This is a genomic window from Serratia sp. CoH_122_TC_1, assembly GCF_058191755.1.
This window is the reverse complement of the sequence record NZ_JBXWLA010000004.1, coordinates 275,507-299,864: the sequence shown is the minus strand read 5'-3', so window position 1 is coordinate 299,864 and position 24,358 is coordinate 275,507. Positions and strand designations below refer to the sequence as shown.

Below are 24,358 nucleotides of genomic sequence, written 5' to 3'. Positions count from 1 at the left end.
ACTGAACGAGTTGAAGGGAAATACCAATGGCAGCTAAAGACGTAAAATTCGGCAATGACGCTCGCGTGAAAATGCTCCGCGGTGTGAATGTTCTCGCTGATGCAGTGAAAGTGACCCTGGGCCCGAAAGGCCGTAACGTAGTGCTGGATAAATCCTTCGGCGCTCCTACCATCACTAAAGATGGCGTATCTGTTGCTCGTGAGATCGAACTGGAAGACAAGTTTGAAAACATGGGTGCGCAAATGGTGAAAGAAGTTGCCTCTAAAGCGAACGACGCGGCAGGCGACGGTACCACCACTGCAACCGTACTGGCTCAATCCATCATCACCGAAGGCCTGAAAGCAGTCGCTGCCGGCATGAACCCGATGGATCTGAAGCGCGGCATCGACAAAGCGGTTATCGCTGCTGTTGAAGAGCTGAAAAAACTGTCCGTACCTTGCTCTGACTCCAAAGCTATCGCTCAGGTAGGCACTATCTCTGCAAACTCCGACGAAACCGTGGGTAAACTGATTGCAGAAGCGATGGAAAAAGTCGGTAAAGAAGGCGTCATCACCGTTGAAGAAGGCACTGGCCTGCAAGACGAGCTGGACGTGGTTGAAGGTATGCAGTTCGACCGTGGTTACCTGTCTCCATACTTCATCAATAAACCAGAAACAGGTTCTATTGAACTGGAAAGCCCGTTCATCCTGCTGGCTGACAAGAAAATCTCCAACATCCGTGAAATGCTGCCAGTACTGGAAGCCGTAGCGAAAGCGGGCAAACCACTGCTGATCATTGCTGAAGATGTTGAAGGCGAAGCGCTGGCTACCCTGGTGGTTAACACCATGCGCGGCATCGTGAAAGTGGCTGCGGTTAAAGCACCTGGTTTCGGTGACCGTCGTAAAGCCATGCTGCAGGACATCGCTACCCTGACTGCCGGTACCGTTATCTCTGAAGAGATCGGTCTGGAGCTGGAAAAAGCGACCCTGGAAGACCTGGGCCAGGCTAAGCGTGTTGTTATCAACAAAGACACCACCATCATCATCGATGGCGTGGGCGACGAAGCGACTATCAAAGGCCGCGTTACCCAGATCCGTCAGCAGATCGAAGAAGCGACCTCTGACTACGATCGTGAAAAACTGCAAGAGCGTGTCGCTAAACTGGCTGGCGGCGTTGCCGTTATCAAAGTTGGCGCAGCAACTGAAGTTGAAATGAAAGAGAAGAAAGCACGCGTTGAAGATGCCCTGCACGCAACCCGTGCTGCGGTTGAAGAAGGCGTGGTTGCGGGTGGTGGTGTTGCACTGATCCGTGTAGCAAGCAAAATCGCTAACCTGAAAGGCGACAACGAAGACCAGAACGTCGGTATCAAGGTTGCACTGCGCGCGATGGAATCCCCGCTGCGTCAGATCGTAATCAACGCCGGTGAAGAAGCTTCTGTTATTGCGAACAACGTGAAAGCAGGCGAAGGCAGCTACGGCTACAACGCTTACACCGAAGAATACGGCGACATGATCGCGATGGGTATCCTGGATCCAACCAAAGTAACCCGTTCTGCTCTGCAGTACGCGGCATCTGTGGCTGGCCTGATGATCACCACCGAATGCATGGTAACCGACCTGCCAAAAAGCGATGCACCTGATTTAGGTGGCGCTGGCGGTATGGGTGGCATGGGCGGCATGGGCGGCATGATGTAATCATCCCCCACGTTAGCGTGTGCAAAAGCCCCGGCCAATTGGTCGGGGTTTTTTTTGCGTGCTTTGTCGTACGGCTTTTGATGATATTTTTGCAGACCGGACTGATTTAGCTGGTAAACTGATCTTTCATCAGCTGTCGCTCAAGACGTTGGCCAGCACCAGTGGCAACGGATGCTTAAGAGATGGCAACGCTTTCTGATAAGCTTTTGCGAAATTCTCAATATAGATGGGGAACAAGATGCGGATTAAAGCCTTACTGGGTCTTTCGGCAGCGGTACTGCTGGCAGGTTGCAGCAGCACCAATGAACTGTCCGCTGCAGGCCAACAGGTTAAATTCACCGACACCAAACCGGCAGCAGAATGCCAGCTGGTGGGCGAAGTGACCGGCACTCAGAGCAACTGGTTGTCAGGTAATGGCGGTGAAGGTAGTTCCATGCGCGGTGCGGCAAACGATCTGCGTAATAAAGCGGCGGCAATGGGTGGCAATGTCATTTATGGTGCAACCAGCCCAAGCCAGAACTTACTGTCAAGCTTTGCCCCATTAGACAGCAAAATGGTTGGCCAGGTTTATAAGTGCCCGTAACATAATACGATTTACAAGATGGCATAAAAAAGAGGCATGCTCAGGCATGCCTCTTTTTGTCTCGATAAACCGCCATCGTCAGTCTTGCATCAGGTGCAGGTCGAGAGGGGTTTTGCTTGGCTTACCACCGACTTCACGGGTGAGGCGTGGCACCATATAGCCGGAAACTTTGCTCAGCAGAGACTGCATGATTGCGCGTGCCTCGTCATCACTGACCATAAAGTGCGCGGCTCCCTGTACCTTATCCAGTACGTGGATGTAGTACGGTAGAATACCTGCATCAAATAGCGCGTTACTCAGTGCCGCCAGCGTGTCAGCATTATCATTAATACCACGCAGCAGCACGCTTTGATTCAGCAACGTGACACCGGCCAGGCGCAGCTGTGCCATGCTGGCTTGCAGTTCGCGGTCAATTTCATTGGCGTGGTTGATATGCGTGACCATCAACACCTGTAGGCGTGATACTGAAAGCCGCTGACACAGCTCAGGCGTAATGCGCGCAGGGATAACGACGGGTAAGCGGGTATGAATACGCAGCCGTTTCAGGTGCGTAATGGCTTCTAGTTCACCGATCAACCAGTCCAACTCATGGTCTTTCGCCATCAACGGGTCCCCACCGGAGAAAATAATCTCATCCAGTTCTGGGTGTTGGCGGATATAATCCAGCGCTTGACGCCAGTTGGCCTTGTTGCCCTGGTTGTCCTGATACGGAAAATGGCGGCGGAAGCAGTAACGGCAGTTGACCGCACAGCCTCCTTTGACCAACAGCAAAGCACGATTACGGTATTTGTGCAGCAGGCCTGGCACCACACTACGTTGTTCATCCAGCGGGTCGTTTGTGAAGCCAGGCGCATTGATGAACTCTTCGCTGGCAGTCAGAACCTGGCGCAGTAACGGGTCATCGGGATCGCCGGAACGCATGCGTGCGGCGAAGGCGCGTGGTACGCGCAATGCGAACAGGCGCCGGGCTTCGCGGCCCTGCGGCAGCTCTGGATGCGTATTCAGTGATAAAAGCTGCAGTAATTCATCGGGATCGGTAATAACATCGGCGAGTTGATGCAACCAATCTTCTCTATATGCCGTACTTTGGGTTATAATGTGTGCCATTTTTTTGGCTAAGCTACCAGTTTAAATATTCAGAGGGCCATCATGGCGACTTATTCTAGCAACGATTTCCGTCCGGGTCTTAAAATCATGTTCGAGGGTGAACCTTACGCCATCGAATCCAGTGAGTTCGTCAAGCCGGGCAAAGGCCAGGCGTTTGCACGCGTTAAGATGCGTCGTCTGCTGACCGGCAGCCGCGTTGAAAAAACCTTCAAATCTACTGACTCTTGCGAAGGCGCAGACGTTGTAGATACCAACATGAACTACCTGTACAACGACGGTGAGTTCTACCACTTCATGCACCCTGAGACTTTCGAGCAACACGGTGTTGAAGAAAAAACTGTATCTGATGCGGCAAAATGGCTGCAAGATAACGCAGAATGTATCGTTACCCTGTGGGACGGTCGTCCTATCGCGGTTCAGCCGCCGAACTTCATCGAAGCTGAAATCGTTGATACCGATCCAGGCCTGAAAGGCGACACTGCGGGTACCGGCGGCAAGCCTGCTACCCTGAGCACTGGCGCTGTGGTTAAGGTTCCCCTGTTCGTACAGATTGGCGAAGTTGTCCGCGTTGACACTCGCTCTGGCGAATACGTTTCACGCGTTAAATAAGTTTCAACACAAAGGAGCCAAACTTGGCTCCTTTGTTTTATCCCTTCCCGCATATTGTTGGCAGAATCTGAATAATGAAGAAAACTCTGTTAGCCGTTGTCTCCCTGTTGTTACTGATGTCCCTTAGCAGTTGTAATACTTTCCGTGGCTTCGGTGAGGACGTCCAGCACCTCGGCGGCGCTATTTCGCGCACGGCCAGCTAATACACATAAAATGCACTAATGTCATAGTGCAAAATAAAACCATTTTAAACAGCAACGCCCGCTAATATTTACTAAGCTTAGAAAGTCGTATTTTTTCATCACTGATAAATAAGGACTTCCCTATGCTGAAGAAAAGTATTATCGCGATTTTCTCTTTGATGATTTTGACCTCATTGACCGCATGCAATACCACTCAAGGTGTGGGCGAAGATATTCAGGCTGGCGGTAAGGCCATCCAGCGTAGTGCGCAATAGCCCGCATTCCTGATCCTGGTGGTATTTCCCACGGTGGAATACCACCGCATCGTCAAAGCTGCTTGCCTGCCCGTTTACGGGCCTGATATCCTGCCTCTGGCGGCTCTTCTTGCCCGCAATTCATCATCAAACTGAACGGGACGACCCGTTTACGTGCCATTGTTCGGGGACGACCCCACTTATGGAGGCCGTCTCATGGCTTGGATTATTTTACTTATCGCGGGTTTACTTGAAGTTGTGTGGGCTATCGGCCTGAAATACACCCATGGATTTACCCGCCTGACGCCGAGCATCATTACCGTTGTCGCTATGGTGGTCAGTATGGTGCTGTTGGCGAACGCGATGAAAACGCTACCTGCGGGCACCGCTTATGCCGTCTGGACGGGCATCGGCGCTGTAGGGGCAGCAATTATGGGGATGGTATTGCTGGGTGAGTCGACCAATATCGCGCGCATTATCAGCCTGTGCCTGATCGTTGTCGGCATACTCGGGTTGAAGTTCAGCAGTCACTGATGTTGCTGTTGTTTCACCCAGATTAGCTTATCCGTATCAAAGCCGTTGTTTTTCGCGGTTTGTACTAATCTGTCGCGCGTGGCGGTGTCCAGTGTCGGCGTGCGCGACAGTATCCACAAATACCCCCGGTTTGGGCCGCATACCAGGGCGTAGCGGTAATTCGCATCCAGCTCAATCACGTTATATCCACCGTAGAAAGGCCCAAAAAAGGACACCTTAAGTGCGGCAACCTGCGGTGAACCCGTAAAATAGGCCTTGCCCGTGCTTTCCTGCCATTGTTGTTTTTGCGAATTAAAACCCCGATTAACCACTTTTAGGCCACCGTCTTCGCGAGGGCTGTAACTGGCGGTAACCTGCTCGAGGCCCCGTTCAAAACGGTGATCAAAGCGAGCGATTTCATACCAGGTACCGAGGTAGCGTTGGCTGTCGAAATCATTCACTACTTTGATATCCTGCGGAGGGGAAACGCTGCACGCGGCGGAAAGGAAGGCGGGAATAATCGTGCATAGCTTTGACCGAAGACGCATGGGTTACTCCTGTTTACCTGATGTGAATAAACAGTGTAGCCGAAAGGCAAAGCTGGCGGCCAATAAGCGTTGGCCGCCAGCGGTGTTTTATAGCGTTACTACGCCGATAACGGTGACGACGCTGAGGATAGCTGCCAGGCCATAGAACACCCATTTACCTGCCGGCACGTGGATTTTCAAATCGTGCATCGCATGATGGATACGATGCAGACCGCACCACAGTGGCAGGATGATCATCAGCAGCAGGAACAAGCGGCCGATCAGGCTTTGACAGAAAGCCAGCACGCGGTCATAGCCTAATGCATCGCCGGGGAACCACCCCAGCGGCAGCAGAATGCCGACCAGCAGTACGATAGCGGGCGCGATGATCGCCCCCCACATGCCGCCAGCGCCGAATAATCCCCAGAAAACCGGTTCGTCTGAGCGTTTAGGTGCTTGATTTATCATGTTTCCTCCGGATTACAGCAAGGCCACGGCCAGGATGACCACGCTGGCGAGCAGCGTTACTGCCCATAGCGCTTTGACGATAGGCCCAGGCCCCATTTTCTCGCTGTTGACCACGATATTGGCGGCTTTCGGTGCCAAGTCGAACCAGGTTTTGGTATGCAGCAGTGCGGCCAGCAGGGCGATGATGTTAATCAGCAGCACCAGTGGGTTTTGCAGGAAACCGACGAAACCTGCCCAACTATCCGCTCCACCTTTCAGTGCAAAAACGCCGTAGATCAGCACGATACTGAACCAGACTGCCGGTACTGAAGTCCCTTCACGCAGCATATAGAAACGGTAAAAGCCGAGTTTTTGCCACCAGGTCGGCGTCATGGTGCGCACATAGGGCTTACGTTGTGTAGTCATTGCTGTTTATCTCCCTTATTGCGGCTTCAGCATGGCGATCATGAAGTCTTTGGCGCTTTCTACCTTGCCTTGCTGAATCGCAGCGGCTGGATCAACGTGCTTCGGACAGACTTCAGAACAATAGCCAACAAAGGTACAGCTCCATACGCCGTTCTGGCCGTTGAGCTGCGCCATGCGCTGTTTCTGGCCGTGGTCGCGGTTATCCAGGTTATAGCGATGCGCCAGGGTAATCGCCGCAGGGCCAATAAACTCTGGGTTCAGGCCGAATTGCGGACAAGCGGCGTAACACAAACCGCAGTTGATGCAGCCAGAGAACTGGTGATACTTGGCCATCTGCGCAGGGGTTTGTACGTTAGGGCCATCTTCCGGTTTGCGGTTATTGCCGATGATATAAGGCTTAATGGCTTCCAGACTTTCGATAAAGTGAGTCATGTCGACCACCAAATCACGTTCAATCGGGAAGTTCCCCAGGGCCTCTACTTTCATACCGTCGGTGTATTCGCGCAGGAAGGTTTTACAGGCCAATTTCGGAACCCGGTTGACCATCATGCCGCACGAACCGCAAATCGCCATGCGGCATGACCAGCGGTAGGACAGGTCGGGCGCCAGGTTATCCTTGATATAGCCCAGCGCATCGAGCAGCGAGGTTTGTTCGTCATAAGGGACTGCAAAGGTTTCGAAATGCGGCTCGGCATCGCGTTCAGGGTTATAGCGCATGACCTCGATTTTCAGGGTCTTCATCTCAGCCATTTGCCTGCTCCTTATCCTTTTTATCCTGTGCTTCGGCTTCAGCACCGTACACGCGTTTGGCCGGTGGCAGTTTGGTGATCTTCACGTCGCTGTATTCCAGGCGTGGTGCGCCGTTCGGGTTATGGAACGCTAAGGTATGCTTCAGGAAGTTCACGTCGTCACGTTCGGTACAGCCTTCATCCAGGCGCTGGTGAGCACCGCGGGACTCTTTGCGGTTCAGGGCAGAGTGTGCCATGCATTCTGCGACGTCCAGCCCGTAACCCAGCTCGATGGTGTACAGCAAATCGGTATTGAACACGCTGGAACTGTCGGTGATTTTTACGCGTTTGAAACGTTCTTTCAGCTCAGCCAGCTTATCGACAGTCTTTTGCATCAACTCTGGCGTGCGGTAAATGCCGCAGCCTTCTTCCATCGACATGCCCATTTCGTCGCGGATTTTGGCCCAGTTCTCGTTACCTTCCTGTTTCATCAGGTTGCTCAGACGGGTCTCGACGTCGCGGCCCTGTGCATCCAGAGCACTGCCGTTGGCCGGGCCGCTTTCCAATGCCCGACGTGCGGCGTGCTCACCGGCAACTCGGCCAAACACCACTAATTCTGCCAGTGAGTTGGAACCCAGCCGGTTGGCGCCGTGCAGACCGACAGACGAACATTCGCCAACGGCAAACAGCCCCTTGATGCGTGTCTCACAGTTTTGGTCGGTCTCAATACCCCCCATGGTGTAGTGCGCGGTCGGACGAACCGGAATGGGGTCTTTCACCGGATCCACGCCGACGTAGGCTTTGGCCAGTTCACAAATAAACGGCAGGCGTTCGAGCAGTTTCTTTTCCCCCAAATGGCGCAGGTCGAGATAGACCACGTCACCACGAGGTGTCGGGATGGTGCGGCCGGCACGCCATTCGTGCCAGAAGGCCTGAGAAACTTTGTCGCGCGGGCCCAGTTCCATGTATTTATTCTTCGGTTCGCCCAGCGGGGTTTCTGGCCCCATGCCGTAGTCTTGCAGATAGCGATAGCCGTCTTTGTTCACCAGAATGCCGCCTTCACCACGGCAACCTTCAGTCATCAGAATGCCGGAGCCTGGCAAACCGGTCGGGTGATATTGGACGAACTCCATATCGCGCAGCGGTATGCCGTGATGGAACGCCATACCCATGCCATCACCGGTAACGATGCCGCCGTTGGTGTTGTAGCGGTATACGCGTCCAGCACCGCCGGTAGCCATGATCACCGCATTGGCACGGATCTGCACGCGGGTGCCTTCCATCATGTTCATCGCTATCAAACCACGGGCCTGACCGTCATCCACCAGAATATCCAGCACAAAGTGCTCGTCAAAACGCTGGATTTGCGGGTATTTGAGTGACGTCTGGAACAGGGTGTGCAGCATATGGAAGCCGGTTTTATCGGCGGCGAACCAGGTACGTTCAATCTTCATGCCGCCGAAGCGACGCACGTTGACTGAACCGTCTGGTTTGCGGCTCCACGGGCAACCCCACTGTTCAAGTTGGATCATTTCACGTGGGCAGTTGTGAACGAAATGGTCGACTACGTCCTGTTCACACAACCAGTCGCCACCGGCAACGGTGTCGTTAAAGTGGTAGTCAAAGGTATCGTGATCCTGAGTAACGGCGGCGGAGCCCCCTTCGGCGGCCACGGTATGGCTGCGCATCGGGTAAACTTTAGAGATCAGCGCGATTTTCAGTTGGGGATTGGCTTCCGCTGCGGCTATTGCTGCACGTAAACCAGCACCCCCGGCCCCAATAATGGCAAGATCGGCGTTAAAGGTTTGCACTGCATTCCTCCAATATTCTTGTTAAGAACGGCAAATTAAATATCTATGCTTAATATTTATAAAAATTCTTCGGGTGCTAACTAATTGAGTTCATTGTCGTTGCATAAAGACTAAGGATAGATATCTCCCACCAATAATGTGGAATTAACTATACCTAAAGATAAGTAGAAGAAATTTGATGTGATCGATTGTTTTGCCTTTTAACTCGAAGCCGGAAGGATAATTGCCTGCAAGGGGTATTTAACGTTTATTCACCTTTTATTAACCTTTCTGCTAATTATTTATCAGGAAATACCGCCATTAAAGGCGCCGGGCTGTTAAGAATTTGTTTGCATGCCAGGATACGAGTAGACTGCATCCCCTGTTTGATTTCGGAGTAATTACCATGAGCGAAACGGCAAGCTGGCAGCCAAGTGCACCCATCGCCAATTTGTTGAAACGCGCAGCGATCCTGACTGAGATCCGGCGTTTCTTCGCCGATCGTGGCGTATTAGAAGTTGAAACGCCAACCATGAGCCAGGCGACGGTCACCGATATCCACCTGTTCCCGTTCCAGACTCGCTTTGTCGGACCCGGTGCCGCGGATGGCCTGACGCTGTACATGATGACCAGCCCGGAATACCACATGAAACGGTTGTTGGCGGCAGGCAGCGGACCGATCTATCAGATGGGGCGCAGTTTCCGTAATGAAGAAGCGGGCCGGCACCACAACCCGGAATTCACCATGCTGGAGTGGTACCGTCCGCATTACGACATGTACCGGCTGATGAATGAAGTGGACGATCTGTTGCAGCAGGTATTGGATTGCGACAGCGCGGAGACGCTGTCGTATCAGCAGGCTTTCTTGCGCCATCTGGATATCGATCCGTTGTCTGCGGAGAAAGTGCAGCTGCGTGAAGCGGCAGCCAAGCTCGATCTGAGCAACATCGCCGATACTGAAGAAGATCGCGACACGCTGCTGCAACTGTTGTTCACCGTGGGTGTGGAACCGCACATCGGCCGTGATAAACCGGCATTCGTTTATCATTTCCCGGCCAGCCAGGCATCGTTGGCGGAAATCAGTACTGAAGATCACCGGGTGGCGGAACGTTTCGAGGTCTATTTCAAAGGGATTGAGCTGGCGAATGGTTTCCGTGAACTGACCGACAGCCGTGAACAGCGTCAGCGTTTTGATCAGGACAATCGCAAGCGTGCGGAACGCGGTTTGCCGCAGCATCCGATTGATAACAATTTATTGGACGCTTTGCAGCATGGCATGCCGGAATGTTCTGGTGTGGCCCTGGGGGTTGACCGGCTGGTGATGCTAGCGCTGGGGGCAGAAAGCCTGAGCGACGTGTTGGCCTTCCCGGTTGGGCGCGCGTAAGCGTATCTCTGTCGTCTTTCACGCCGCAGCATTCAGACAGATTTGTCGCTCACCCCACTGGCTTACTGAAGTAAGTCAGTGTCTGGGGATCGGCGAGCTGGCCGCAACGTGAAATCCATAGGGTATATTGTGGTGATAAAAGGGTTCGGTGTTGCATTGCACGCCGAACCCTTTTTGCATGCTGAGGTTACAAACTGCCCGATTCGCGTTTGGTGTTAGGCGCCGGCGTGGAAGGCGGCGTGCGACCGTTGCTGGTCAAGCGGGATAGCGTTTCGCTGCGCACCTGGAACGGCGGGTATGGCAGCGTAATGCCATGCTCGCGGTAACCGGACAGGATCAACTGATGGATCTCGTGACGCAGCGGCATGCGGTGGCCCATTTCTGCGGCATAGATACGCAGTTCAAAGATCTGGATGCCTTGCTGTAGATCGACCAGATAGACTTCAGGCGCCGGGTTATCCAGCACCAGTGAGCAGCGCTCTGCGGCGTTGGTCAGGATCTTGGTCACTTCTTCACTGTTGGCATCCGCAGGTGCCGGCACGGTCAGTACCACACGGGTCAGGTTGTCCGACAGCGACCAGTTGATAAACTGTTCAGTGATGAATGCCTTGTTAGGCACGATGATCTCTTTGCGATCCCAATCCGAAATTGTCGTGGCTCGGGTGTTAATCTTGGTGACGCTGCCGGTCAGATTGCGGATCGTCACGGTATCGCCGATGCGGATCGGTTTCTCGAACAAAATGATCAGGCCGGAGATAAAGTTAGAGAAGATCTCCTGCATACCAAAGCCCAACCCCACGCTGAGCGCAGTCACTACCCATTGCAGTTTCGACCACTCGATGCCGATCCAGGCAAAGCTGAGCAATGCGCCGAACAGCAACAGCAGATACTTGGTGATGGTGGTGATGGCATAGCCAGTGCCCGGTGCCAGATCCAGGTGTTGAAGCACTGCCAGTTCCAACAGCGCCGGCAGGTTACGCACCAGCTGCATGGTGACGATCAGCACCAGAATGGCGATCAATACCGCACCAAGGGTGATTGGATGCGCGGTATCCACCCCATTGACCGTCGAGCTGACGTTCCACAGGGTGATGTTTTCCAGGAAGCTAAAGGCGGAATGGATTTCTGACCACAGGACGATCACTGACACCAGCGCGATCATTGTCAGGATCGAACGCACCAACCGCAGGGATTGGGCACTGATGGTGTCCAGATCGATCTCCGAGTCATCCAGATCCATCGAACCTTCGGTGCTGTTGGGGGCGTGTGAGGTTTCCTCTTCACCACGCGCACGCTGGGCCAGGATATCGGCACGGCGCTGCTTGGCGCGGTCGAAGGCGATACGGCGGCGCTGGATAAGCATCCACCGGCGAATAATATGGTAGATCACTAGCAGGAAGAACCAGATTGCGACGGAGGTTTCCAATCGTGCCAGCAGCGCCTGCGACGTGGTCAGATACCCGACGGCGGAGGCGAGCGCCGCCAACACCGGTGCTGACAACAGCAGCCCCCAGAGCGCGGTGTTGATGATGTTCTCACCGGAGCCTTTCTTGTCCAGATACAGCGGAATGCCTGCACGTTTCAGGCTGTTGGTGACGATAGCCAGCGCTAAACACAGCAGGATAAAGCACAGCCGGCCAAGGGTATTGGCAAATTCGCGTTCTTTCAGGCTGTCGAAGGTGATCAGGGCCATGATCAGCGGCACGATCAGCCAGATCGACATTTTGTAGTAGCGCATGGCGCGTGAAACTTGCTTCGCCGGCCAGCGGAAATGCACGATGAATAGCCCTTGCGGGTGGGCAAACGCGGCGCAAATCATACATACCCAGAGGATTGGCAGTGTGGCCGTCACCCCTTTGCCGATCGCTTCTGCGACCGGATAATTCCAGGCGCTTTGCAGGCCAAACCCGAGTGCTGCCCAGAGTACAGGTAGCGGCAGTGCAACCAGAATTGACCAGAATACGGTGCGTACGGTCAGGAAAAATTCGTCTTGGGTGACCTTACCAACTCGGCTGCTGGCCCGAGCCAGGAAGTCGTGGTAGTGCTTACGGGAACTGATGCTGAAAATGACCAGCAGCAGAGCGCCAAAGATGGGGATCAGTGTTTCGCGGCTGGTTACCATCATCATAAAGGCGCCGCCCAGCTGCGATAACGTATCCAGCGACAGCAAGAGCGTAAGATCGTGCGCCACGTTAATCGGGTAGGACAGGGTGATCGGATTAACATCCGGGACCCAGAACAGATAGCGGTGCGTGGCGTCCTTGATTTCGTTCAGCGCCTCGATCAACTGGGTATTTGCTACTTTAAGCTTGGTCAGTTCGAGGATTTGAGTGTCGCAGCCAGAAAGCAGTGAATTCAGGAGCTCACGTTGGGTACGCAATTGGGCGTCGACAATGCGACGTTCTGCGCTCGTCAATTCACTGCCGTCGTCACGTTTGAATTCTCGCTGAGGCAGCTTCTCTAACTGGCTTTCAAACTGCAGCCGTTGCACGCGCAGTTGGGCCATATCGCCATCGAGCTGCTGTGGCTTGGGCATTTCCGGTAGCGTTGCCACCTGAGCGCGCAGGGTTTCGCCGAGTGCCGACGAGGAGCCGAGCCATTGCGCCTGTTCGATAATGGTGCTTAGTGCCTGACGCACCTGCAGCGTTTGGGCGGCGGCCCGGCGTTGTTGGGATGAGATCAGGTCCATACGCTGGGCCTGATTATTCAACGCGGCAGAAAGCTCGCGGTTAATCTGTAACTGCTGACTGACGCTTTTTGGCAGATCGCCATTTTGTTCGGCGAGTTGTTCGGTCTTTTCCAGCGCCAGCTCGGCTTCACGTTGCCGCTGTGCGTTGAGGTTATTGCGTAACGCCTGCAGTTGAACGTCAATCTTCTCATGGCGCTTTTTGTAGACTTCTGCGCGCATTCGCGCCAGCTCTTGACGGTTGTTGGCGGACAGTTGCGCCAGCTCGAGCTCGTCCACCTTGGCTTTGCGCGCCGCGGCCTCTGCCTGCAATAACGCCAGCGCTGCTTGCGCATGCGGGGTGGTTGGATTGGCGGGTTGAGCCTGCAGGCGGCGCTGTACTTCCGTCAACGCACGGCGTGCATCGGTCTGCTGCTGTGGCAATTGGCCCAGAGAGTCGCTGATCTCTCGCGTACGGTCCTGTTCTTGTTGAAGCAGGCGTGCCTGTTCCAGCAGCAGGCTGCTGGTCTGCAGTATTTGCTGCTCCAGATCGCTGGCCGGCAGATTATCGCCGTTTGGCAGGATTTTACTGTTTTCCAGCGTTAACTGACGGCGCAGTTCCTGCGTCATCTTGGGGAAGTCGTCAATTACGCGTTGGTACTGTTCAACGCGCGTTAACGACTCTTTCCGCTCTGACAACCAATTGAGGGCGCTTTGGAGTGCCTCTGTCGTTTCCGCCTGATTAGGCGCGCTTTTGTTGCCCTCGGCCTGCTTTAGCTCTTGTTTAATCTGAGCTTCAGTGGGCACCGTAGCGGCCAGCACCGGTTGAGACAGTAAACAACCGAGCAATAGCGTGATAATCAGGCGCACAGCGTCAATTCCTTTAGATCTGCGGTGATTCAGCGGCGACAGGCGCGGCTGGTATTTCTGCGTAGGCTTCACCCATGCGGGTCACGGTGCCGTTATTCAGCTGCGGAGCAAACGCTACGCTGCCTGGTGTAAACAGGTTGATGACGGTAGAGCCGAGCTTGAAACGGCCCATTTCTTCGCCTTTTTCCAAGGCGATGGCACCTTCTGCACCCTCTTCCGGATAGGTCCAGCGCTTGATCACGCCTTCGCGTGGTGGCGTTACCGTACCAGCCCACACCGTTTCGATACTGCCAACGATAGTGGCACCGACCAGAATCTGCACCATTGGCCCGATGGCGGTATCAAATACGCAGATGACACGCTCGTTGCGTGCGAACAGGTTCGGCACGTTGGCGGCGGTGAGTGGGTTGACGGAAAACAGGTCGCCCGGGACGTAAATCATTTCGCGCAATACGCCAGCGCAAGGCATATGTACGCGGTGATAATCACGCGGGGCCAGGTAAGTGGTGGCAAACAAGCCGTTGCGGAATGGCTCCGCCAGCATATAGTTGCCGGCAAGCAGCGCTTCCAGACTGTAGTAATGGCCTTTAGCCTGGAAAATTTGATCGTCGTTGATCGGGCCGAGCTGGCTTATCGCACCATCGGCAGGCAGCGCCAACCAGTGGGCGTCGTCGATGATCGGACGCGCACCGTCACGCAGCGGTCGCACAAAGAAATCGTTAAAAGTGGCATAAGAAGCCAGGTCAGGATTTTTTGCTTCCTGCATGTCCACGCGGTAATAGCGGGCGAACGCCTTCAGTACAAGCTGGGTTAGCCAGCCCGCGTTTTTATCCGCACCCCAGCCAGCCAGGCGGGTCAGTGCCAGCTTTGGCAACCAATACTGCAATTTAATTTTGATGCTATCCAGCACGTTAACCTCGTAAATCGGGGTAAAAGGGCGCGCATTGTAACTGTGGCTCCGCCACAGTCAACGCCGCCCGGTATGATCAGTCTGCGGCATCAGTAAAGTTCTTGCGAACCTTCACTTGCGCCATGCTTTCCAGAATACGGTGGTAGTTGTCAAAACGTTCTTTCGCGATGTCGCCTTTCTCCATTGCGGCACGGATCGCGCAGCCTGGATCGGTATCGTGGCGGCAATCACGGAATTTGCAACCGCCTAAATAATTACGGAATTCGACAAAACCTTGGGTGATTTGTTCCGGTTCCAGGTGCCACAGGCCAAACTCGCGCACCCCTGGGGAGTCAATCACGTCGCCGCCGTGCTGGAAATGATACAGCCGTGCAGCGGTAGTGGTATGTTGCCCGAGGCCAGAGACATCGGAAACCTGATTTACCAGAATTTGCTCTTTGGACGCAGGAAGCAGAGCGTTCAGCAGGCTGGACTTGCCGACCCCTGACTGGCCCGCAAAGATGCTGATGCGCCCAACCAGCGCTTGTTCAAACGCTTCCATGCCTTCGCGCGTCTGGCTGGAGACTTCTAATACCCGATAGCCAATCTTGCGATAGGTATCCATCATACCGTCGACCCGTTTACGCGCTTCGGCATCTAACAGATCAATCTTGTTCAGGACGATCAGTGGCTCAACTTCCAGCGTTTCACAGGCGACCAGGTAACGGTCGATGATGTTTAGCGAAAGTTCGGGTAAGATCGCCGAAACAATAACGATTTGGTTGATATTAGCGGCGATCGGCTTCACGCCGTCATAGAAGTCTGGGCGTGTCAGTACCGAGGTGCGTTCGTATACCGCCTCGACAATCCCTTTGACCCCTTCATGGGTGCCAACACCGGGACGCCATACCACACGATCGCCGGTGACCAGTGAACGCAACGTACGGCGGATATTACAGCGATGCTGGGTACCGTCCGCTGCTTCAACGTCAGCATGCATGCCAAAACGGCTGATTACGATGCCGTCCTGCGGCTCGCCCAGTTGGGAATCATCCAGTTCCGGTTTGTTATCGGTGCGCTTCAGGCGACGTTGATGGTTCGCCTGCACGCGGCGTTCTTGACCTTTGGACAGTTTGTTCTTGCTCACTGCGCCTCACTTGAATCCGCTTTATCGCTCATGGCGACCAAAAAGACTATGATACACGCTATTTTATATTAAATAACCGTTGTTAGCCGCCACGCGCAGCGTACCTCTGCCAGCAAACAGCCAGCGTCGGTCGCCGCCTTGTCCACAGTTTGTTTATCTTTTGGCTTTTACGCAGGAAATATCATGACAGGAAACGAAAATAACCTGATTTGGATCGATCTGGAAATGACTGGGTTGGATCCTGAACGCGATCGCATTATCGAGATCGCCACATTGGTCACTGACGCCAATTTGAACATCCTTGCAGAAGGCCCGGTAATCGCCGTACATCAATCAGATGAACAACTGGGGCTTATGGATGACTGGAACGTGCGCACGCATACCGGCAGTGGGCTGGTGGAGCGTGTGAAGGCCAGCCAGTTCGACGACCATGCCGCTGAACTGGCGACCATTGCCTTTTTGCAGCAGTGGGTTCCTGCCGGTAAATCACCGATTTGTGGCAACAGTGTTGGTCAGGACCGTCGCTTCCTGTTCCGTTATATGCCAGAGCTGGAAGCCTACTTCCATTACCGCTATCTGGATGTCAGTACGCTAAAAGAGTTGGCTCGTCGTTGGAAGCCGGAAATCCTGAGCGGTTTTAAAAAGCAGGGGACGCATCAGGCAATGGATGACATCCGTGAGTCGGTGGGCGAGTTGGCCTATTACCGTGAGCATTTCATTCAGTTGTAATGGATGTGGGGCCCTCGACAGGGCCGTATTCCAAAAGTGCTCGGCTGCGCCGCTTAATTGTTCAATCAGCCGATTTAATCAGCAATCAAACAAAAATCGTGTTTTTTTGCTTTTAGGGGCTTGCGGCCAAAAGGATTTCTCGTATAATGCGCACCCCGTACCGATGAGGAATTTCGTTTAGTTCCGACATCGATACGCCGGGCGGGAATAGCTCAGTTGGTAGAGCACGACCTTGCCAAGGTCGGGGTCGCGAGTTCGAGTCTCGTTTCCCGCTCCAAAATTATACGCTGCAGAGCATTCTGCAGATGACGAAGAAAGGGGCTTTTGCCCCTTTTTTCGTTTTTGTATTTCCTGACCACGCGTTTTCCTGGTCAATGCAAGTGGGTCACTCCTTGCTCCCAATATTTGTATTCCCCAAAGCCCCCCTGCTTCAACGTCATACTCACCCGATCTCTGTTTCGACAGAATGGGGGTGTGCTTTCTCATTTAGGCCCAATTAATAAGAAATTAATATACTAAAATTACAATATATAAATAATTTTTATTATTTATATTCAATGTATTAAAGGTTTTTCTGAATTTTCATTTTTTTGGAAACTTTAATTTCTTTAAGTTAAATGCCGTGTGTTATTTTTAGTGCGAATAATGCAGGCAATAGGGTATCGGTAAATATGTGCACGTAGATATTGCCGGGCCTCCGCCAATGTACCAGGGGATTGCATGCCCAACCCAGGCTTCGTAGGCGCCAGGCACACGGAGCGTCATGAAATGGATTTTGTCGGACGACTTTTTGGCCCGATGTGCAGCAAGTATATTGTTTTTGAATTGCTGCCAGCGGCCATAAAGGCTGGAGCAAATTATAATGAATCACGTATTTCGTATCGTATTTAATTCGGCTTTGCGGGTATATCAAGCCGTATCTGAATTGACTTCAGGACTTAGCAAAAACGTAACTGCGGGGGTTACACCTGCTTTACATCGGCCCTATAAACGGGCTCCTTTCCGTTACAGTGCCGTTATGCTGGCGCTGTTCAGTTCTGGATCCAGCTTTGCGGAAGAATACGGGCAAATTGTCGTGGATGATCCCAGTGGCAACACCCAAATTATTCTGGCGCCTGGCGATAGGGTGAATCACATTGGCAGAGGGCCCGCCATTTTGGTCTCCCAGGTCGGTAATAGCTTCACTGGCGAGGATATCTCCATTCGTGCAGACGGCACGGACACTGGCGACACGCCAGCCGTGCTGACGCGGTACGGCGGTGTTGTGTTCTTGAGCAACAGTACCGTTGAGACCATTGGTACAGGTTCTAAAACCCATGCACTGTACGCGAGAGATACAGGTAGCAGCATTGCCGGTACCGGGGTGACGCTTTCTACAGAAGGGACAAGCTCGCATGGCGCGATGGCTCAGGCGGGCGGGAAAATTATACTGAATGGTGGGACTATCACTACGGCGGGTACCAACAGTGATGGTCTGCATGCGAAAGACGCAAAAGCCAGCATTACTGCAAAAAACGTGACCATCATGGCTGCGGGAAAAGGGGCATTTGCCGGGCCAGGGGCTTCTATTCGGCTAGATAATTCAACAATAACCGTTAAAGGTAGCGCTAACGCCGCTGTATATGCAGAGGGCACAAACGCGTTGATAACCTTAAAGGACACGGATGTGCTTTCTGTCAATGGGCCTGCAGTGATCGTGCGAAGTGGTGCCTTTGACATGAATGGCGGCACGCTAACCGCCAAAGGCGATGCGATCCGGCTGATGTCTCTTTATAACGGAACCTCGCCTGTGGTTTATCTTCGCAATGCCAAATTGGTAGCGGGAGGAGAGTTCAGTTATGGCCTCAATATCAATTCGCAAAATGCGCGCGTTGTCATGGAGAACGTGCAAATCAGAGCACCAGACCCATATACCTCCGGTGCGTGGCTGCCCTCTGCGGGCACTAGCCTGACGGCAAGTCGCTTCGATATTCGCACCCTCTATGTCGGCATAGATAACCGTGCAGGAAAGGTCTTGTTGGATGAGGGTATCTTGGCGACAGAGGGCAACAGCGGTCATGCGCTTTATGTCGCGGCTGAAGCCAAGAATCAGGCAGCAACCACGGCCAAAAATGTAAAAATTGAGACGTCTGGCTCCGGTGCTGTGGGGGCCTTGGCGCGCTTTGCCGGATCGACAATCGGTCTTGAAGATGTGGTTATCAATACCTACGGTGACAATTCCCATGCTCTTTACGCCACCGGAAGTGGTGCGACTCTTACAGCACTTAATTCAGCAATAACCACGTCGGGTGCGTCTGCCGCTGGCTTGTTTATCAGCAACAGCCCAACGGTCAGTCTGAATAATGTCCAATTAACGTCGACGGGGGGGAAATCACAGGGTATTTGGAGCTACGCGACTTCCGCTGACTTCAGCAATGACGTCTCTGTTACAAACGGCTCGCGGATCGATACGCAGGATGGTGTCGGTTTGTTTGCTAACGGAGGCAACCATCGGTTTATCCTGGATAGCACCAACGTCACGGCAAGAACTGAAGGGGCCGAAGAACAGGGCATATTGCTGTATTCAAAATCGGCTAACATTACCTCCGGTGGGGTAGCGAAAGAGATTGAAACAGGCACGATTCTGTTGGACGCGAAGAATAGCCAACTGACGGGCGATATTCTGATAGATAGCGGTTCCGCAAACCTTTTATTGGCCAAGGGTTCCCAGTTGGTAGGGGCCGTGAACCAACGTGAGAAAGGCTTGGTCAACCGTTTTGCGCTGGATAATGACAGCTATTGGTATGTGCGAAATAGCTCATTGCTGGGGGCGTTAGAAAATGACGGCACCGTTGCCTTCCTGGCCCCAACGGACAACAGCGGTTTTAAAACGGTGACAGTTAACCACTACCGGGGAAATGGGACCCTAGTGTTAAATACGTGGCTCGGTGATGATAATTCGCTGACAGATCGCCTGGTCATTGATGGCGGAACGGCTGAAGGTAAAACCGCGTTGCGCGTTATCAACGCTGGTGGCACCGGCGGGTATACCCAGCGTGGAATTCGCCTGGTAGAAACACTTAACGGCGGTACAACGGGTGTGGATGCCTTTAGACTTGATGCAGCCTCAACGGGCTATCGCGCGGGAACGGCCACTCTGGCCCTCAATGGTTACGATTACAGTCTGGTTCGCGGTGGGAAGCAGGGTGTGCCGGATGACTGGTACCTGACCTCGACTTATACGCCGCCCGTTGAACCCCCGGTAATCCCCCCAACGGTGGAGCCACCGGTAGTCCCCCCTACGGTAGAGCCGCCTGTGACACCCCCAACGGTTGAACCTCCGGTCATACAGCCGCCGACAGTAGTGCCACCAGAGGAAATTGTGCCGCCCCCGGTGGCCCCAAGCGTGAGTAATGTTTCGCCGGAAAGCGGCGCTTACATCGGCAACCAACTCGCTGGAACCAGACTGTTTATTCATAACCTGCGCGATCGTCTGCCTATTTCCGCAGAAGGGAATAGTGTGCCAGACGAACGTGGGCTATGGCTTCGTACTCAGGGCCGACATGATAAAGGGATGAGTATGTCGGAGGGGCGGGTCGATATGAAATCAGACAGTACTCTCCTGCAACTGGGTGGGGACGTACTTCAGATCTCGGTGCTGAACAAGGGTACGGCCCACGTGGGAATCATGAGTGGGTACGGTACAGCGCGAACGGATTCGGTTTCCACTCTTGTATTGCCAGGCAAAGGCACCCGTGCACAGGCGAAAGCAAAAGGGAAAATGTCGGGGTATGCGGTAGGGATGTATGCCACCGTTTTTGAAAACGAAGCAACGCGTCAAGGGGGGTATGCCGACGCCTGGTTGCAATATGGCCGCTATGCTAACCACATTGGCAGCGAGCTTGGGAGGGCCGATTATCATTCGAATGTGTGGTCTGCCTCGTTGGAAGCGGGTTATGCGATGACGTCATTCGCCGCCGGCTCGGCCTTGGAGGGGCTGGTGATGGAACCAAATGCCCAGTTTGTCTACAGTGATTACCGTGCCTCGGATGCGGTGCTGCAAGGTACGCGCATGAGGAGTCATGTGAATAATCCCTGGTTTGCACGTACCGGTTTACGCATTTACCCGCAGCGTGAAACGGGCATTCGGCCGTTTTTGGAAACCAACCTACTGCATTATGGCGAAAAGGCATCTGTGCAGATGGGAAGCTCCGTGTTGGATGCCTCATTGGCACGCAGCATGCTAGAGATGAAGCTTGGTGCCGCAGGGGACGTTGGACAGAAGCTTCAAGTTTCTGGGCATGTGTTTGGGCAAGCGGGTAACAACGGTCAGCAGGGATATGGCGGGATGCTGAACGCACGTTATCATTTTTAGCTAAGATGAGAATGATCGTGCCAGCCTGGCACGATCATTCTGCCGTTCCAGCAGATGTTGAGAAATTGTCAGCTTGTGGTACCTTCGATTGCAAATTGAGCAAACGCCCTCTAATTTGCATTTTTTCGCTATGTGGGGGGTTGCCAAGGCGCGATGACTAGTCCATAATGCAGTCCATTGATTGAGTGTCGCCAAAAAAGCCCATAAAAATCAATAAGATAGGGATAAATAATGCAATTTATCTCCTATTATCTATTCAACAATGCTGCGTAAGCGGTGTGATGAATAAAAAGAGTATTAAGCAGTACCCATGCGACGCGGGAATAGCTCAGTTGGTAGAGCACGACCTTGCCAAGGTCGGGGTCGCGAGTTCGAGTCTCGTTTCCCGCTCCAAAAAATTCAAAGGCCATGTTTTGTTTGATGGCCGGATGCACAAAGCATCTCAATGCGGGAATAGCTCAGTTGGTAGAGCACGACCTTGCCAAGGTCGGGGTCGCGAGTTCGAGTCTCGTTTCCCGCTCCAATTTTCTCTTCGGTTTATCTCAGTTCAACGCCTTTGCTGGCGCGGTTCTCTGCCTCGTTATACATATCCTGTCGAAATGTTGTGAACAGACTTATCCACAGGTAGCGTACATAATACCCTCAGTTCAAAAAATCAACGCCACACAAATGAAATATTTATCTGATTGATTCGTAAGTATATTTATTTATCGGAAAACGTTATGCCGATCACTTGCTCTTTTTGTTGCAGTTGAAAGACAAAGCATTTTTATTTTTATACACAAATCCACAGAGTGACTCTCTGGTAAGCATGGAAGCTTTTAAGCATCCCTCGGTAATCCTTTTTCCACAGCACGTACCAATCGTTTTTTCTGCGTTGTTTGCACGTCTACACCTTGCGCCTCACGCCATGCCAATTGTTGTTCAATCGCCCAATGGATATGTTCGTCTAGCATGGCGTCCTGTTCTAAGCGGGAACGTAATGCCATCACGACGGTATCCTGATAAGGGGCATTGCCCAGCGCGACGGCGATATTACGCAGCCAGCGCAAATGGCCGATTCGCCGAATGGCGGAACCTTCGGTGATGCGCAGGAATTTTTCTTCCGTCCAACCAAACAGATCGATAAGTTGTGGTGCATGCAGGGCCGCGCGTGGGCTGAAATCATCTTCGTCGGTGAGTTGCGAGAAGCGGTTCCAGGGGCAAATTAGCTGGCAATCGTCACAGCCGTAAATGCGGTTGCCCAATAATGGACGGAATTCTTCCGGAATAGCCCCTTCCAGTTCGATAGTCAGGTAGGAGATACAGCGCCGTGCATCGACGGTATAAGGGGCGACGATGGCCCCCGTTGGGCAAGTGGTGATGCAGGCAACGCAACGGCCACATTGCTCCTGCTGTGGTTCATCCACCGGTAACGGCAAGTCGATAAGCAGTTCACCGAGAAAAAACCAGGAGCCTGCCTCGCGATTCAAAATAAGTGAGTGTTTACCAACCCAGCCAATCCCGGCCTTGGAGGCCAGGGCGCGTTCCATTACCGGTGCGGAATCGACAAAGGGGCGGAAATTAAGTTCACCGCAATAGGCCTGGATCTGATCGCCGAGCTTTTTGAGCCGTTGGCGCAGGAGTTTGTGGTAGTCACGGCCCAGCGCATAGCGGCTGATGTAACCCAGGTTAGGATTTTGGAGTGTGCTGGCAAAGGCCGCTTTGGCTGGCAGGTAGTTCATGCGTACGCTGATCACCCGCAATGTCCCCGGCAGTAGCTCATGAGGGCGGGCGCGTAACATGCCATGCCGCGCCATCCATTCCATTTCACCGTGGTATTGTTTGTCCAGCCATGCCTGCAATTTGGGTTCTTCGGCGCTGAGATCGGTGTCGCAGATGCCTACCTGCTGGAATCCTAGCGATTGCCCCCATTGCTTGATATGTTGGGCGAGTTGATTGAGATCGAGGGGGTGAGTCATGACGGGCCACAGTGAAAAACAATACTCTGACAGTTTATCACACTCTGTCTGGTCTGCGGACTGGATCCGGCGCTCGGAAGCGAGTGCTGCTGCTTCGCTGGGTATCTCACTCTATCAACTCATGCAGCGCGCTGGTGAAGCGGCTTACGCTCTGGCGTGTGACCAATACCCGGCTGCCCACCATTGGCTGGTGCTGTGTGGCCATGGTAATAACGGTGGTGACGGTTATGTTGTCGCTCGGCTGGCAGCGGCAACTGGCGTCAAGGTTAGCCTGATCGCCTGTGAGGGGACGCGTCCATTACCGCCGGAAGCCGATGCAGCCAGGCAAGCCTGGCTGGCCGCCGGCGGTGAAATCCATCCGGCTGACGCCCAGTGGCCAGCAGGCATTGATCTGATTATCGATGGTTTGCTCGGTACGGGGTTGAGCACTGCACCGCGGGCGCCGTACGACGCTCTGATTGAAGCCGCTAACCGCAGTCTTGCGCCGGTTATCGCACTCGATATTCCTTCAGGCCTGTTGGCCGAAAGCGGTGCTGCGCCCGGTGCGGTCATCCGCGCGATGCACACGATGGCTTTTATTGCCCTCAAACCTGGCTTGTTGACAGGCCAGGCACGTGATTGGGTCGGGCAACTTCACCAGAGTACGCTAGGATTATCTGGTTGGTTGGCGAAGCAACCGGCTCAGATTCAGCGGCTTACTGACAAATCGTTGCCTCAGTGGTTAAAACCACGCCGCCCCTGCACGCATAAAGGTGAACAGGGGCGTCTGTTGGTGGTAGGAGGCGATCAGGGTTTTGGTGGCGCAATACGTATGGCGTCAGAGGCGGCGTTACGCAGCGGCGCGGGGTTGGTGCGAGTGCTTACTCACATAGAGCATGTCGGCCCCTTGTTGACCGCCAGGCCGGAGCTGATGGTACAGCCGTTGAAGGACGATACGCTGCAGCAGGCGCTCGATTGGGCAGACGTACTGGTCGTGGGGCCAGGGTTGGGCCAGGGAGAATGGGCTAGGAATGCGCTGAAAGTATTGCAAGCCAGTGATAAACCGGCGTTATGGGACGCGGATGCGTTGAACTTGCTGGCATTAAATCCCGAGAAGCGTCAGAATCGTGTAATGACCCCGCATCCTGGGGAGGCAGCACGTCTACTGGGGTGCCGTACCGCTGATATTGAGAGTGACCACTTACTTGCAGTGCGCAATCTGGTTGCACGCTATGGCGGCGTTGCTGTGCTCAAAGGCGCGGGCACGCTGATCGCAGACGACCAGGGCCAGATGGCAATCGCTGACGTCGGCAATGCTGGCATGGCCTCGGGTGGTATGGGGGATGTACTGTCAGGCATAATCGGCGGTTTGGTGGGGCAAAAGCTCTCGCTGTATGATGCTGCCTGTGCCGGGTGTGTGGTGCATGGCGCAGCCGCCGATCGCGTGGCGGCAAGACAAGGAATAAGGGGAATGCTGGCAAGCGATTTGCTGCCGGAAATTCCTTATTACGTTAATCCTGAGTTGGCATAATAGAAACTAT

General features: G+C 53.6%; 20 protein-coding genes, 3 tRNA genes and 1 pseudogene. 14 read left to right on the top strand and 10 right to left on the bottom strand.

Features of this window, described 5'->3' with window-relative positions:
• Positions 1-26: 26 nt before the first annotated feature.
• Positions 27-1,673, top strand: coding sequence for a chaperonin GroEL (groL, locus tag AC2FC2_RS07545; protein WP_037425911.1), 1,647 nt, complete (start codon positions 27-29; stop codon positions 1,671-1,673).
• A gap of 238 nt (positions 1,674-1,911) precedes the next feature.
• The gene (locus AC2FC2_RS07540; RefSeq protein ID WP_037425914.1) at positions 1,912-2,256 is read left to right on the top strand and encodes a DUF4156 domain-containing protein; all 345 of its coding nucleotides are present in this window, start codon (positions 1,912-1,914) and stop codon (positions 2,254-2,256) included.
• A 78-nt stretch (positions 2,257-2,334) separates the two neighbouring features.
• Here the strand turns inward: AC2FC2_RS07540 and epmB are convergent, their stop codons facing one another.
• Positions 2,335-3,363 carry an EF-P beta-lysylation protein EpmB gene (gene epmB / locus AC2FC2_RS07535; RefSeq protein WP_209634257.1) on the bottom strand — a complete coding sequence of 343 codons (1,029 nt, stop codon included), beginning with the start codon at positions 3,361-3,363 and terminating at the stop codon, positions 2,335-2,337.
• Between the two features lie 42 nt (positions 3,364-3,405).
• Between epmB and efp the strand changes: the two genes are divergently transcribed.
• The 4 genes from efp (at position 3,406) to sugE (ending at position 4,942) form a co-directional block, all read left to right on the top strand.
• Positions 3,406-3,972: an elongation factor P gene (gene efp, locus AC2FC2_RS07530; protein WP_209634259.1), complete on the top strand. Its 567-nt coding sequence runs from the start codon at positions 3,406-3,408 to the stop codon at positions 3,970-3,972.
• A 74-nt stretch (positions 3,973-4,046) separates the two neighbouring features.
• The gene (locus AC2FC2_RS07525; protein ID WP_245209808.1) at positions 4,047-4,175 is read left to right on the top strand and encodes an entericidin A/B family lipoprotein; all 129 of its coding nucleotides are present in this window, start codon (positions 4,047-4,049) and stop codon (positions 4,173-4,175) included.
• Positions 4,176-4,297: 122 nt separating this feature from the next.
• Positions 4,298-4,429: an entericidin A/B family lipoprotein gene (locus AC2FC2_RS07520; RefSeq protein ID WP_044553925.1), complete on the top strand. Its 132-nt coding sequence runs from the start codon at positions 4,298-4,300 to the stop codon at positions 4,427-4,429.
• Positions 4,430-4,624: 195 nt separating this feature from the next.
• On the top strand, positions 4,625-4,942 hold the full coding sequence (sugE, locus tag AC2FC2_RS07515; RefSeq protein ID WP_037425920.1) for a quaternary ammonium compound efflux SMR transporter SugE: 318 nt from the start codon (positions 4,625-4,627) through the stop codon (positions 4,940-4,942).
• On the opposite strand, the gene blc is transcribed toward sugE, so the two are convergent.
• The 5 genes from blc to frdA form a co-directional block, all read right to left on the bottom strand.
• Positions 4,936-5,469, bottom strand: coding sequence for an outer membrane lipoprotein Blc (gene blc, locus AC2FC2_RS07510; protein WP_209634261.1), 534 nt, complete (start codon positions 5,467-5,469; stop codon positions 4,936-4,938). The two genes, sugE and blc, sit on opposite strands and share 7 nt — an antisense overlap.
• Before the next feature lie 87 nt (positions 5,470-5,556).
• Positions 5,557-5,916, bottom strand: a complete 360-nt coding sequence (frdD, locus tag AC2FC2_RS07505) for a fumarate reductase subunit FrdD (protein WP_020824891.1) — start codon at positions 5,914-5,916, stop codon at positions 5,557-5,559.
• 12 nt (positions 5,917-5,928) lie between these two features.
• Positions 5,929-6,321 (bottom strand): fumarate reductase subunit FrdC, encoded by a 393-nt coding sequence (gene frdC / locus AC2FC2_RS07500; protein WP_209634263.1) that lies wholly within the window; start codon positions 6,319-6,321, stop codon positions 5,929-5,931.
• 15 nt (positions 6,322-6,336) lie between these two features.
• Positions 6,337-7,071 (bottom strand): succinate dehydrogenase/fumarate reductase iron-sulfur subunit, encoded by a 735-nt coding sequence (locus tag AC2FC2_RS07495; RefSeq protein ID WP_265556256.1) that lies wholly within the window; start codon positions 7,069-7,071, stop codon positions 6,337-6,339.
• Complete coding sequence (gene frdA / locus AC2FC2_RS07490; RefSeq protein WP_209634267.1) at positions 7,064-8,860, bottom strand: fumarate reductase (quinol) flavoprotein subunit; 1,797 nt, start codon at positions 8,858-8,860, stop codon at positions 7,064-7,066. Before frdA ends, AC2FC2_RS07495 begins: the two co-directional genes overlap by 8 nt.
• A gap of 385 nt (positions 8,861-9,245) precedes the next feature.
• On the opposite strand from frdA, the gene epmA reads away from it, so the two are divergent.
• A complete protein-coding gene (epmA, locus tag AC2FC2_RS07485; RefSeq protein ID WP_209634269.1) occupies positions 9,246-10,223 on the top strand; it encodes an elongation factor P--(R)-beta-lysine ligase in 978 nt (325 codons plus the stop codon).
• 187 nt (positions 10,224-10,410) lie between these two features.
• Here epmA and mscM read toward each other — a convergent pair whose 3' ends face one another.
• From mscM to rsgA, 3 genes are all read right to left on the bottom strand, one after another.
• The gene (mscM, locus tag AC2FC2_RS07480) at positions 10,411-13,758 is read right to left on the bottom strand and encodes a miniconductance mechanosensitive channel MscM (RefSeq protein WP_209634271.1); all 3,348 of its coding nucleotides are present in this window, start codon (positions 13,756-13,758) and stop codon (positions 10,411-10,413) included.
• A 13-nt stretch (positions 13,759-13,771) separates the two neighbouring features.
• Complete coding sequence (asd, locus tag AC2FC2_RS07475) at positions 13,772-14,668, bottom strand: archaetidylserine decarboxylase (protein WP_209634273.1); 897 nt, start codon at positions 14,666-14,668, stop codon at positions 13,772-13,774.
• 76 nt (positions 14,669-14,744) lie between these two features.
• A complete protein-coding gene (rsgA, locus tag AC2FC2_RS07470; protein ID WP_209634275.1) occupies positions 14,745-15,794 on the bottom strand; it encodes a small ribosomal subunit biogenesis GTPase RsgA in 1,050 nt (349 codons plus the stop codon).
• A 183-nt stretch (positions 15,795-15,977) separates the two neighbouring features.
• On the opposite strand from rsgA, the gene orn reads away from it, so the two are divergent.
• The 6 genes and pseudogenes from orn to AC2FC2_RS07440 all read left to right on the top strand — a co-directional run bounded on the left by orn (position 15,978) and on the right by AC2FC2_RS07440 (position 21,400).
• A complete protein-coding gene (orn, locus tag AC2FC2_RS07465; protein ID WP_061807516.1) occupies positions 15,978-16,523 on the top strand; it encodes an oligoribonuclease in 546 nt (181 codons plus the stop codon).
• Positions 16,524-16,724: 201 nt separating this feature from the next.
• Positions 16,725-16,800 (top strand) — tRNA-Gly (locus AC2FC2_RS07460).
• Between the two features lie 585 nt (positions 16,801-17,385).
• Positions 17,386-17,466 (top strand): annotated as a pseudogene (locus AC2FC2_RS07455) (ESPR-type extended signal peptide-containing protein); the annotation flags it as partial.
• 75 nt (positions 17,467-17,541) lie between these two features.
• Positions 17,542-20,877, top strand: coding sequence for an autotransporter family protein (locus AC2FC2_RS07450; RefSeq protein WP_490659034.1), 3,336 nt, complete (start codon positions 17,542-17,544; stop codon positions 20,875-20,877).
• A gap of 317 nt (positions 20,878-21,194) precedes the next feature.
• Positions 21,195-21,270 (top strand) — tRNA-Gly (locus AC2FC2_RS07445).
• Positions 21,271-21,324: 54 nt separating this feature from the next.
• Positions 21,325-21,400, top strand: a tRNA-Gly gene (locus AC2FC2_RS07440).
• Between the two features lie 298 nt (positions 21,401-21,698).
• Here AC2FC2_RS07440 and queG read toward each other — a convergent pair.
• Complete coding sequence (queG, locus tag AC2FC2_RS07435; RefSeq protein ID WP_490659026.1) at positions 21,699-22,838, bottom strand: tRNA epoxyqueuosine(34) reductase QueG; 1,140 nt, start codon at positions 22,836-22,838, stop codon at positions 21,699-21,701.
• Between queG and nnr the strand changes: the two genes are divergently transcribed.
• The gene (nnr, locus tag AC2FC2_RS07430; RefSeq protein ID WP_490659025.1) at positions 22,837-24,348 is read left to right on the top strand and encodes a bifunctional ADP-dependent NAD(P)H-hydrate dehydratase/NAD(P)H-hydrate epimerase; all 1,512 of its coding nucleotides are present in this window, start codon (positions 22,837-22,839) and stop codon (positions 24,346-24,348) included. The two genes, queG and nnr, sit on opposite strands and share 2 nt — an antisense overlap.
• Positions 24,349-24,358: the final 10 nt, after the last annotated feature.

What these genes read in the sequence shown, in the direction of transcription:
- groL (WP_037425911.1), top strand. Translation starts at nt 27, where the DNA reads ATGGCAGCTAAAGACGTAAAATTCGGCAATGACGCTCGCGTGAAAATG.
- AC2FC2_RS07540 (WP_037425914.1), top strand. Translation starts at nt 1,912, where the DNA reads ATGCGGATTAAAGCCTTACTGGGTCTTTCGGCAGCGGTACTGCTGGCA.
- epmB (WP_209634257.1), bottom strand. Translation starts at nt 3,363, where the DNA reads ATGGCACACATTATAACCCAAAGTACGGCATATAGAGAAGATTGGTTG.
- efp (WP_209634259.1), top strand. Translation starts at nt 3,406, where the DNA reads ATGGCGACTTATTCTAGCAACGATTTCCGTCCGGGTCTTAAAATCATG.
- AC2FC2_RS07525 (WP_245209808.1), top strand. Translation starts at nt 4,047, where the DNA reads ATGAAGAAAACTCTGTTAGCCGTTGTCTCCCTGTTGTTACTGATGTCC.
- AC2FC2_RS07520 (WP_044553925.1), top strand. Translation starts at nt 4,298, where the DNA reads ATGCTGAAGAAAAGTATTATCGCGATTTTCTCTTTGATGATTTTGACC.
- sugE (WP_037425920.1), top strand. Translation starts at nt 4,625, where the DNA reads ATGGCTTGGATTATTTTACTTATCGCGGGTTTACTTGAAGTTGTGTGG.
- blc (WP_209634261.1), bottom strand. Translation starts at nt 5,469, where the DNA reads ATGCGTCTTCGGTCAAAGCTATGCACGATTATTCCCGCCTTCCTTTCC.
- frdD (WP_020824891.1), bottom strand. Translation starts at nt 5,916, where the DNA reads ATGATAAATCAAGCACCTAAACGCTCAGACGAACCGGTTTTCTGGGGA.
- frdC (WP_209634263.1), bottom strand. Translation starts at nt 6,321, where the DNA reads ATGACTACACAACGTAAGCCCTATGTGCGCACCATGACGCCGACCTGG.
- AC2FC2_RS07495 (WP_265556256.1), bottom strand. Translation starts at nt 7,071, where the DNA reads ATGGCTGAGATGAAGACCCTGAAAATCGAGGTCATGCGCTATAACCCT.
- epmA (WP_209634269.1), top strand. Translation starts at nt 9,246, where the DNA reads ATGAGCGAAACGGCAAGCTGGCAGCCAAGTGCACCCATCGCCAATTTG.
- orn (WP_061807516.1), top strand. Translation starts at nt 15,978, where the DNA reads ATGACAGGAAACGAAAATAACCTGATTTGGATCGATCTGGAAATGACT.
- AC2FC2_RS07450 (WP_490659034.1), top strand. Translation starts at nt 17,542, where the DNA reads ATGCTGGCGCTGTTCAGTTCTGGATCCAGCTTTGCGGAAGAATACGGG.
- nnr (WP_490659025.1), top strand. Translation starts at nt 22,837, where the DNA reads ATGACGGGCCACAGTGAAAAACAATACTCTGACAGTTTATCACACTCT.
- queG (WP_490659026.1), bottom strand. Translation starts at nt 22,838, where the DNA reads ATGACTCACCCCCTCGATCTCAATCAACTCGCCCAACATATCAAGCAA.